Annotated in this window: 9 protein-coding genes; all 9 read right to left on the reverse strand. The window is 48.5% G+C overall.

All coding sequences use genetic code 11. The features are described 5' to 3' along the window. Window positions 1-2,039 (reverse strand): serine/threonine-protein kinase (locus J3353_RS14795; protein ID WP_207685143.1); only part of this gene is annotated, 2,039 nt, incomplete at its 3' end. Further along, window positions 2,036-2,905, reverse strand: coding sequence for a PP2C family serine/threonine-protein phosphatase (locus J3353_RS14800; RefSeq protein WP_207685144.1), 870 nt, complete (start codon window positions 2,903-2,905; stop codon window positions 2,036-2,038). The genes J3353_RS14800 and J3353_RS14795, both read right to left, overlap by 4 nt. A 1-nt stretch (window position 2,906) precedes the next feature. Then, window positions 2,907-4,289 (reverse strand): DUF6382 domain-containing protein, encoded by a 1,383-nt coding sequence (locus J3353_RS14805; protein WP_154260412.1) that lies wholly within the window; start codon window positions 4,287-4,289, stop codon window positions 2,907-2,909. A 23-nt stretch (window positions 4,290-4,312) separates the two neighbouring features. After that, the gene (locus J3353_RS14810; protein ID WP_154260410.1) at window positions 4,313-4,909 is read right to left on the reverse strand and encodes a TadE/TadG family type IV pilus assembly protein; all 597 of its coding nucleotides are present in this window, start codon (window positions 4,907-4,909) and stop codon (window positions 4,313-4,315) included. Window position 4,910: 1 nt separating this feature from the next. After that, window positions 4,911-7,784, reverse strand: a complete 2,874-nt coding sequence (locus tag J3353_RS14815) for a DUF5702 domain-containing protein (protein ID WP_154260408.1) — start codon at window positions 7,782-7,784, stop codon at window positions 4,911-4,913. Window positions 7,785-7,829: 45 nt separating this feature from the next. After that, on the reverse strand, window positions 7,830-8,501 hold the full coding sequence (locus J3353_RS14820) for a hypothetical protein (RefSeq protein ID WP_207685145.1): 672 nt from the start codon (window positions 8,499-8,501) through the stop codon (window positions 7,830-7,832). A 17-nt stretch (window positions 8,502-8,518) separates the two neighbouring features. Beyond that, entirely contained in the window at window positions 8,519-9,859 is a 1,341-nt protein-coding gene (locus J3353_RS14825; protein ID WP_154260404.1) for a WG repeat-containing protein, read from the reverse strand. A gap of 20 nt (window positions 9,860-9,879) precedes the next feature. Continuing rightward, window positions 9,880-10,515, reverse strand: coding sequence for an A24 family peptidase (locus J3353_RS14830; RefSeq protein ID WP_154260402.1), 636 nt, complete (start codon window positions 10,513-10,515; stop codon window positions 9,880-9,882). A 135-nt stretch (window positions 10,516-10,650) separates the two neighbouring features. Further along, window positions 10,651-10,905: hypothetical protein (locus J3353_RS14835; RefSeq protein ID WP_207685146.1), on the reverse strand; the 255-nt coding region annotated here is incomplete at its 5' end.

Genomic DNA, 10,905 nt, shown 5'->3' on the forward strand with positions numbered 1-10,905 from the left:
CTCTGCATATCGAAACGGTAGTCTTCCGGATACTGCTCTGAAAGTTCCTGCAAAATCTTGTTTGCCTCGCTGTATTTATCCAGTGCCTGTAGCGTTGTTGCAAGATTTAGCTTTGTCGAGATGGTTGCGTATCCACTTTCCACTAGCTCATTCAGCCTTTGTTCTGCCTGTTTATAATACTTTTCTGAGTGCTCCTTGTCCGTAACAGCCTGCTGTAGGGAAATATCTGCCAACATCTCCCTTTCGAGCACAGACTGACCTTCTGGCAATGCTTTACAGCTTTGCTTCAGGATTTCCTCCGCATATACGAAATCATCGATATTCAATGCCGCATTGGCCGCTGACAGATATGCATGGCTCAGAAGTTGTATGTCATCAACCTCATCAAACACCTTCTGGTAAAGGTCAAGTGCTTCAGAATACTGCTTTTGCAGTGACATAATCTCCGCTGCGACTAAATCGCAGTCTCCCGAAGATGCGCCGTTTTCCCGCAGGATTTCCAGAGTCTTTTTGGCATCCTCCAGCTTTCCTGCATTAGCCAGTGCGATTGCAAGACTACGATAGCTTTCTGGCTCTGCGCCTTGTTGCTGAACAGCGAGCTGTAACTCTCGTACTGCCTTATCATAATCCTGCAATTCGATATAGCAGTTTCCCTTGATGAAGTGGAGTTTTTCCCGTGTGACAGCATCCATGTCATTTTCCTTCAGATTTCCGGAAGAAACTGCACTTTCCAGCTGATCGACAGCGCCCTGATAATCTCCGGTGCGGTACATCAACACAGCCAGCTGTAGATAGGCATCTGCCCGTCCCGGCTGCCGTTGGATAGCACCCTGCAGAAGGGTCTGCGCTGTCCCATAGTCCGCGGTTTTCTCAGCCTGTTCCGCCTGTGCGAGGTCCAGCAGATAGAGATTTTCCCGCTCACTTCTCATTCGCGTCACGCCATAATAACAGCTGTATGCGCTTGCTGAAAAACAGACTGCAAGTGCCAGCGCAATGACCCGCTTACGCACCTGATAGTCCTTGTAGTTTCGGTCCATTTTGTCAATGTTCTTCAACGCACGCAGCATCTCCGCAGCCTGTTGAAACCGCTTTTCCTGCTGTTTCTGCATCGCCCGGGTGATAATGGTCTGCATCGAGCGGCTTATCTTAGGCTTATACTGTTCCAGCGGCGTTACTTTATCCAGTGATTTTTCCGGAGCATGCCCTGTCACAGCAAAATATAACGTTGCGCCAATGGCATAAATATCAGTCGCCATCGAAATGGCACCGTATTCGCCCTCTGCATCCACCCCCCGCAGGCTACTTTCCTGTCCGCCGGGCATTTTTTCTGTGGGCTGCAATGGCTTCCACTGCTCGTCCATCAGGACTGTTGCCTCATTCTGAAGCGCGGTCTCCATCGGCATCGTTGCATCCATTGGTACGGTCGCATCTTCGATGCCTTCTCTCTGCGGTGGCATCGCTGCGTTGGGGGTGCTTTGCACAGGGCTGTACTGTTCTGGCGCAGCATAGCCATCCGTCACCGCGACCGCCTTCTTATCCCGCCGAAAAATCAGTGATGTGTTGAAATCAATCAGGCAGATGTCTCCGCTGCGGGTAATCATTATATTTCCCGGCTTAATATCACAATGAATGATAGCCGGTTTTTCGCTAGTTTCCTGATGTAGATACTGGACTGCCTCGCAGAGTTGACACGCCCAGCGATAGCACTCTTTTTGGGTCACCGGACCATTTTTCAGTACATACTGCTCCAGATTTTCACCCTTGATGTAATCCATTACAGTATAGATACAACCGTCCTGCCCATAAAGCACATCATAGATTCTTGGCAAATACTGATGCTTTAGACTTTTTAGAATTATAGACTCATTTTCCTGCTTGATTCGGTCATGATACTGCACTTGTGTACGCTTGATTACCACATCAATATCCATGCCCTTTTTATGAGCTGCAAACACGTCTCCTGTGCCACCCAGCCGATTCAGCACATGAATATTTTCATAATCTGGGTTCGTAAACCCAAGCGTAATTGTTTCGCTCACAAGATTCCTCCTAGTTCCCGGTCATATTCCTCCGGTGCCGCTTCTCCTGAAAGCCTCGCCCACACCTCAATCCATTCTGCAGAATCGGAGCGTTTCTGTTCCTGACCGTCCCACTTCAGCACCAGCGCCGTGATGTTGTCCGTTTCACCATGAGCACGGCAGTACTCCACAGTTTTCTGCATCTGCTGCCACAACTGTTCTCTCGTTTCTGTTTCTGTAAGAAGCCGATGTATCTGTTTCTCAGCCAAATAGTGACAGAATCCATCACTGCACAACACTACAGCGCCCCTCTGTGGGCGTGGTCCGCTCTGGAACACAGGTTCCATTTTTCCATATCCAAGGCACTGTAGCAGAATATTCTTCCGCTGGTCTGTCTGCATTGCCTCTGGCGAAAGCCTTCCGGCCTCTACCTCTCTCATCGCAAGCGTCTGGTCTTTCGTCAGTTGCTCCGTTCCGGCACCGTCATCCAAGTAAATTCTGCTGTCACCAACCTGCACCCAGTAGAGCCTATCCGAAGATATCAGCAACGCAGACACCGTTGTTCCGAACTGCATCGCTGATCTTTCAGCGTATTCACAAAGCGCGTTATGCAGATTTTCCAGTATCTGATGCCATGAGAGGAATACCATCGTATCTGTCAGCCCCGATTGCATGATCTGAGGAAGTTGCTGTTCAAACCAGTCTTCAAAGCAGCGTACTGCGCCCGTGCTGGCAAGTTCTCCAGCTTGCAGACCGCCCACTCCATCGCACACTGCCAGAAGCGCGACCGTTTCCTGTCCAAAGCTCGATATCCTCGCACAGAAGCTGTCCTGATTCGATGAGCGGACGTCCCCTTTATCCGTTATATGTACCAACTGTAATGCCATATCAGGAACCCATTATCACGTTGAACACCACATCTGCCATCCTGATTGTGTCGCCTGCATGGAACAATGTCGGCTTAGAAGGCTCCAGCCGCCGCTCATTCAGATATGTATGATTCTGCGTATTATTATCAACGATATAATAATTTCCGCCATCCAGCAAAATATAGGCATGGTCATTTCCCAGATAGTGGTTTCTTGTCTGCACTGTATAATCCACGATATTTTCCGCACGTCCGATATGGAAATTCGTATGGGTCACATGGATGTACTGATTCGTATCCTTCTGGACAAGGTACAGCTCTCCGGCGCCTGTCGTGCCGCTCCCCATGACCATCGTTTTGGCGGTCCCGCCGTTCTCGCTGCCAGACAGCAGCACCGTCCGGCCTGCTTCTGCTTTCGGGGCAGCCGGAGCCTGCATGGGCGCAGCGACCGGGGCCGGGCGCTGCGCACGAGGCATCTCGGCCTTTTGTGCTGCCTGCGGGGGTTCTTCTTTCTGCTGGAAGGGGTTTTCCTGTTCTTCGCTGCCTGCTTTCTTCTTGTCCTTCTTTCCTCCAAAAAGGCCAAACAGGCCGCCGCTCTTTTTCTCCGGTTTCTTCTCTGCTTTTTTATTTTCCTTCTGCGGCTTTTCATTTTTGGGCTGGACTTCTGCGAAAGGATTGCCGCTCTGTGCAAAAGGATTGTCCTGTGCCGGTTCCGGGACTACCGGTTCCTGCTTGGGGATCTCCGTTTTCGGCGGTTCCATCACGGGCTTCGGCGGGACATACGGCTTCGCCTGGATCGGATGTCTTTCCTCGTATCGCGGGGTCTCCTCCTGCACCGGCTCCGGGAGCTTTTCCATGACCGGTTTTTCTTTCAGTTTCGGCTCAAGTTCCGCAAAGGAAAAGCTTCCGCCATACAGCAGCTGACGGGAAAGGACATTGAGTATCCTGCTGTCCTGAGGCATCTGCTGACCAATGAGGCGAAACACGAAATGCGTCAGCTCCATCGGGTCATACTTCTGTCCTGCTGCCTCGACCGGACGGTACAGCACAAATGCCTTTCCGTCCGCATCCAGATAGACAACTCCCGGTTCCAGATCGATCTTGCGCGGATTCAGCAGATATTCATCGCATTCTTTTTCCGCCTTGCACAGCGACAGGAAAAAGTTGGTCAGCCGGGTCTCGTTTTCCAGGATCCTTGCAGCCTGCTCCAGAGGCGTCAGACCCGTAATGTTGTACAGCAGACGGCAGTTTCCATTGACCCATTGCACACTGAGCGGCAGAAAACCGGAGATCTGGTTCGAGACCAGCATCCCTCGGTCTACCTCATCCAGCTGCTCTTCATCACCAAGTTTTCCCTCAAGATAGATTGCATTGCCCTGTGTGATAACAGTATATTCCTCCATAGTGCGACATCCTTTCCGCTGTTTTATTTCCAGAGTCTGCAGCAAACTGTTTGTGTACTTTCAAATTCTCCGAAGTGGAACATCTCGATGTAAAAGAGCAAACGAACCTTGTAGGAAACCTGTATGGTCATGTCGGTGCCAGATTTTTCTGTGCCAGCAAAGGAAATTCCATCCAGACCTCCCACCACGCCATAATTTTTCAACAGCCCATCGGCGTCTTCCGTCCCACCGTTCAGATATGCAGCAAATCGTTTTTTTGCATTGCTGGTCTCCGTCTGTTCCATTTCTGTTGTCGACTGCAATGAAGAAAACATTCCTTTCCAAGAGAAATCCGCCGATGTACTGAAATTTTCTCGATGTCCACCTGAAATCCAATCAAACACTTTGCTGGGAATTTGCTGCAGCGTTCCAGTTTTGAACATTGACTGATTATAATTTTCCAGCGCCATGCTCTGACAGGCTTCCTGCATAGCATGGCTGATCATGCTTTGAACCGTAAACACCTGTATCACACTGTACAGTGCAATCATTACAATGAGAAATAATGTAAGTGAGATACATGCTTCGATTGCAATCGCACCATCCTGCTCATCCTTAAATCCAGAAAATATCTTTTTCATTTTAATACCCTCGATAGATTATCCGATGTGCAGTCCATACAGACTCCTTTGATAAAGTCGGAACCGGCAATACATTTACAAATTTTCCATTCACTTCCGCACGAACCGCGGTATACGCTTTATCCACGTCGAACTTTTTTCTAGTACCCGTCAGCTGCTCCTTCAGGGAATACTGGGTATTATTCGTCGTAAGTGCTCGATTTGTTTCCTCCATCTGGATAATGTCCACAAAGCGGTTCAAAAGCTGATCTGTACTTCCGGTATAAAATACCATCAGCATAATAAACATGAACTCTGTATAGTTAAATTCATTCAGGCTTTTTCCGTAGTTGCTTGCATCAAATGGCTTCTTCTTTTCCGATTTTTTAGATACGTCCGTATTTTTATTCGCCATGCTGGTCGATGTGTCAGCACCTGACGATGTGCCCGTATCAGACGGAATGATCAAGCCGTTCTCATTAACTTTTGCGTCCTTGAATGTGCTGTATGTATCCCTGCGTGCCTGCATCTTTTCATTAACACTTTTAAATGTTGCCTGATCTTTCGAGTCAAACATTTTGGAATTCATCAGCGTCTCCAGAGCACTGGCAAATCCAGTGGGATTAACATGTACTCCTTTTGCGGTCTTAAAAAGTTGGACTTTGTTTCCATTCACCAGGAGAAGTGTATCCACTGTACCATTTGCCATTGCGAACAGGACCGGTGTCAGTATTTTCATCGCAAAACTCAGTGCGGGTCCGGCATAAGGCACTGCAGCGGCAGCCGTTGACCAGCCTATCTTCATGCCGTCAACAAACGGATCATTTGCAACTGCCCAGATGCTCATCACACTCTGAAGAGCGACCAATTTACCAAAAACACTTGCCTGATTTTCATATTCACTCATCTTTCCGGTCATCAGATATTCCATCTCTGCCCCGCAGAATGAGTATTTGTTTTCTTCTTTTACCAGAAATTCACCCCGGACATTTTGCGCCTCATATTTGGGAGCCAAGCCTCCGCTTCCGCTAAACGATGCACCAGACAACGACACTCCCGAATCGTAGTTTGTACGATTTGAAACGCTATAAGTCAGATATCCCATCAGAAGGACCTTATCCCAGCTGTTTCCTTTTGCAAGGTTGCTCATGCTGTCTACAACAGCTTTGTATCCCTCCATTTTCTTTTTCAGCCGGTTGACCATTTGAATCATTTTTTTGAACAGATTTCCCGTTGCTTCTCCATCATCATCAGCCTGCCCGCCAACGTTGATGCCGCCATCCAGCTCTACAGAGTCCGCCTCCGAAATCGGCAGTCCGATTTTATTCAGATTATCCTGTGCTGTTTTCTGGTCTTCTTTTTCAAATGGCGAATCCAGTGAGTATTCTTGCGCAGAGCGAATCCTCTGACTCGGAAGCTTTCCATAATAGTTCAAATCTATTTTGCTGTTCAGATCTTCGTCGTAGAGTGTGTCAATACTTAATAGAGCAAAAATGCCATCGATAAAATCCATCGGAACGCCCTGTATGCTCTCCTGTCCCACAGACTGGCGCACATTATTCCAGAGTTCCTTGTAGCTGCTCGTGTCTGAAAACTTGCTCAAGTCCACCTGATGAAGCTTTCCGGCCAGATTTTCCAGACTGTCCGCATTCATGGTTTCCAGGTCCATCCCCTTCAGAAATTCCATTTCTTCGTTCAGGCCCTTCAACGAATCCACGCATGCCTCTGAATTATAGTCCTCCAGAACATCCTTTGCGTTATCACCCGTTTTCAGCTCATCTGTAATTTCCTTCATGCTGGTCGTTTCATTTGCAATCTTATTTATGCTGTCCGTGTCCTCATTTATTCGCTCCTGTACCTGGTCCCTCAAAGCTTTCAACTGTCTTTTTTCTTCCCGATTTTCTCCTTGTGGATCGTCACCCAATGCAGCGAGCTGGCGGTCGATTTCCTTTATCACACCTTTATTATCCTGAATGTTTTTATTCAGAACATCCTTTTCGCTTGCCTGCTTGGTCGATACGGCAGTTGTCACTCCATCCACAAGAGTATCATACGCACTGCGTTCCTTACTTGCTGCCGTATCGAATTTTTTAGCCAGGCTGGATATTCCATCCCGTTCCTTGTCGATTTGATTTTGATAATCATCCTTGGCTGTATTGGCTTCCTGAAGCAGGTTTTTCAGCTGTTCGTCCCACTGCGCCGCTTCTTTCTCATTTTCAGGCCGCTCTGTTTTTTTATGCTCGATCAAGCTGTCCATCGCATTTTTGAACCTGTTATACGACTCAGCATATTCGCCCGTTGTCTTGGTCACTGCATCAAGCTGCTCGCTGGCCTCCTTCTGGGCATTGTACGAATCCAACCCGCCCTGCAGGCTCGAACCTACAGAATTCAGCTGTTTGATAACATTGCTCACCGTTGTGCTGTAGCCTTCAAGCTGAGAAACAATATTGTCAAAATTCACACCTTCCAGAATAAGCTTTGTAGGAACGGTATACGTTGAAAATTCATTGATCTGCTGGTACAATACCTCGATATCTGCCAATGGGTATACGCCCGTGGCCTTGGTCTGCGCATTTGAAAGAGAAAACGAACGCGTATCCTGTGTATCCTGCTTTTTCAAGTAAGACAAAAACTGCTGATCAATGTTTTTATTCTGATCGATTGCCAACAATGCAAAGCGGTCCATCAAAAACTGATCGTACTGTGCAAGCACCGACATCTCACTGGAACTGATCGCCGAATCCAGCCCTCGCAAAGCGCTCTGATACCGCCCCACTTCTTCCAGAATAGCAGCTACTGAATAAAACGGAACAAGCAATACTATCAGCAGAAGCGAAATAATACCCTCTGTTCTTTTTATCAGCCGCTCTTTCACGTGCTTTTTCAGTTCAAACATATTTTTCCCCTCACACGTAGTTACTTATCTTATGTTTCGCCCTTATTATTTTTTCAGCGCCTTGAATCCAGAACGTATAATGGAAATGACTTTTTCCGCCGTTTTTATTACGCTCGAACTGACTCCCGCACCAATCGCATCTTCCATTGCATCCAGGCTCTTATTCGTATAGATATAATGCTGTATATCCAGACAGACCGCCCGGCCCGTAGCCGTAAATTCCCGATAAGGACTCTGCCCAAAATACTTCATTGCAAATCCAAACAGGATTTCATACTGTGCAGTTACTTTGACCTCCACGTGGCTTGCTGCAAGTGCGTCCTTCACAGTCGTTACTTCTATATCCAGTCCTTTTTCTTTTGCAAATCCTGCTTTTTTCAGACTATACCGCGCATATTTTTCAGCCCGATTCGCATTGACATCCTGAATTTTCTCTTCTTCGTCATCTTTATATCTGTATGGACTGAGGCTGACTCTCGCCGCATGACTGATATAACCAGTAATCGGGTCCGAACTCGAGTACCCATACGTCTGCGCAATACGGGATGCTGTATCAGTTGCGACATATTGCACAGCCCAGTTCTGGTACATCAAAAAACCAAACGCCCAGATATAGAACAGCACAAACAGCATCAGGGTGATCACCAGCAGGCCCTCGATTGCTTCCATGCCGTTCTCCTGCTGCCGGAGGGCGCTTTCTTTCCACCACTTTTTCATGGTATACCTCCTGCGGCTCAGCTGCGTTCTACGCGCCAGCTCAGCATCTGCTGAACATCGCTGTCCAGCACTCTGGCCGGGCAGACTCCGTTTGCATCAAAATACGACGCATCTGCCAGAAGATGATCGATCACCAGCGTACCATTTCCATTGATGAAGCCCCATTTGCCATCGGTACACACCGCTGCAACGCCGCCGGAAAAGCTCTTTGCCTTATCATATTCCGGCTCGATGGCTACGTTTCCGTCATTTGTCGCAAAACCCCATTTGCCGTTCTTGCAAAAGGCAAGACCGCTGCCTCGGTTCAGATCGACCGCATCCGCATCCAGTGCTCCCTGCTTCTCGCCGCTTTCCGAGTAGAAATTCCATACGCCGTTTTCTTTTGCGAGGAACACACCGCCGACCAGCCACGAACCATTCTCCGACAGCTGGATTTCTTCATAGCTGCTACCCTGCTGTGCACCGCTCTGATCCACAAAGATCCACTCACCGTTCTGTGTCCGGACAGGTGCCTTTCCGTTCTGGAACATACCTGCCATCTGATAACCATTCAGGTATTCCGTGCCGTTGATATCGATATAACTCCAGTCAGAGCGGCCCTTCAGCTTCACCGGAAACAGTCCATCGCCGTATCCGTTGCCTTCTTCGATTTCTGCCATAAAGCGGCCAACCATCAGATTCTGGCTAAGCTGAAAGGCAAAGCTTTCGCCTTTTTCATCCGAACACAGTACCACAGTGCTCTGTCCCACCGGGCCGACAAAGACATAATCCCGGTCCAGCAGTTCGCCGTCTGCGCTGCTGAAAAGGACATTTTTTTCTCCATCCCATCCAAGGTACACACCATCCATTCCAGCCAGTTGCACCGAAAGATAGCTCGAATTGGACACATTGCAGGCGTAGTAAGCCTCATTCCAGTACTGCATCATTGCATCATTGAACGGTATCTTTGCCGCATCTGCCTGTTTCAGCGTCCTTACCACCGAGTCGTAATCGCCGTCCTCATAATAGAGCTGCACATAAGCCTCCCAGTAGTCTGCCCGAGCCGGATACTCTGCCACAGCCGCCGCATAGGCATCTTCTTCGATGCTGCGGACATTCGCCGTGGCACAGTCCTCATAATATTCCTTACAGGTGGCGATGTAGGCATCATACAGTGCTTCTGTGGGCTTGTTACCGATTGCACTCATGTAATTCTGAAGCGAAAGCTGGAACAGCTTTTTGCCGCGGTAATATTCCGCTGCCGCCACAGTATCTTTCTGTGTTTTGACCTCGCTCACTGCATTCATGCCCAAAACCGTCCAGCCTGCAATACAGACTGCCACAAGCGCCACCAATGCAACCAGCCGCGTTTTTTTCATCCTTTAATTCCTCCTATTGCTCAAAATGTTCCCATCAGAAGCGTTGCCAGATACCCCAGATAAAAGAACGGCCCGAACGGCAATCCATCCTTACGGGATGCTTTTTTGCAAATCAACAGCACGATTGCCACCAGTGCCGCCGCAACGTGTGATGTCAGCAGAAAGCTGAAAGTCCCGTAAACGCCAAAGATAAGGGCTGCTGCGGTGATCATCTTTATATCGCCGTATCCGACACCGCCGTGCGAAGCCATTCTGACCAGAAAGAACACCAAGAAAAACACACCTGCCGAAACAAGTCCGTTTACCATCATAGCAACCGCATCCATCCCGCTGAACAGGAAATCCAGGAGCGTACATCCTGCAAACACCGCCGCCGTACCAAGCACGACCTGATTCGGTATCCGGCGGCTCAGGGCATCCGTATAAGCCGCCGCCGCAAGGAACGCCCCCAGCAGCAACAACCGCAGCAGATTGGGCAGGTATGTGCCCACACGCAATATCAACAAAAAGCCGCTCGCAAAACCGCCCACACCAGCTAGCAGAAGCGCCGCCAGCCACTTTTTTCGGTCAGATGGTTCTAGTCCTGTTTTCTTTCTTGCGATGCAGACTGCCGCAAGGGTCAATACTGCTCCGCATCCCGCAACGATCCATTCCATTGTGATTCCTCATATATATTGTTTATTTGTTTCGTTTCCCATAGGTCGCACCCATAATAAGAGCACGGCCCATGGGAAACGAATCTTACCCCGCAAAAGGCAAGATTCGCTTAGATTTATATTCAACTATTTACTTTATTTAACAGTCGAATTCAAACCTCCAACCGTGTTGCCAATCTGATTTACCTGAGAGTCTGCAGTGCTGACGATTTTCTTTGCATAGTTCACCAAAATGCCAACCAAGACCAGACCAACAGCCACCAGGATAATGGTGATGATGATGTCGAGGCCCTCGTCCTCTTCACGCATTTTCTGCAGCTCGTTCTTTGCCATGTTAGCGCCGACCAAAGCCTTGATGTAGATCTTGTTTATAAACTTATTCATAAAATA

This window comes from Faecalibacterium sp. Marseille-Q4137 (genome assembly GCF_017377535.1).
GTDB lineage: Bacteria > Bacillota > Clostridia > Oscillospirales > Ruminococcaceae > Faecalibacterium > Faecalibacterium duncaniae.

Coding starts and splice junctions, on each gene's coding strand:
- J3353_RS14805 (WP_154260412.1), bottom strand. CDS start 4,289: ATGGAGGAATATACTGTTATCACACAGGGCAATGCAATCTATCTTGAG.
- J3353_RS14825 (WP_154260404.1), bottom strand. CDS start 9,859: ATGAAAAAAACGCGGCTGGTTGCATTGGTGGCGCTTGTGGCAGTCTGT.
- J3353_RS14830 (WP_154260402.1), bottom strand. CDS start 10,515: ATGGAATGGATCGTTGCGGGATGCGGAGCAGTATTGACCCTTGCGGCA.
- J3353_RS14810 (WP_154260410.1), bottom strand. CDS start 4,909: ATGAAAAAGATATTTTCTGGATTTAAGGATGAGCAGGATGGTGCGATT.
- J3353_RS14815 (WP_154260408.1), bottom strand. CDS start 7,784: ATGTTTGAACTGAAAAAGCACGTGAAAGAGCGGCTGATAAAAAGAACA.
- J3353_RS14800 (WP_207685144.1), bottom strand. CDS start 2,905: ATGGCATTACAGTTGGTACATATAACGGATAAAGGGGACGTCCGCTCA.
- J3353_RS14820 (WP_207685145.1), bottom strand. CDS start 8,501: ATGAAAAAGTGGTGGAAAGAAAGCGCCCTCCGGCAGCAGGAGAACGGC.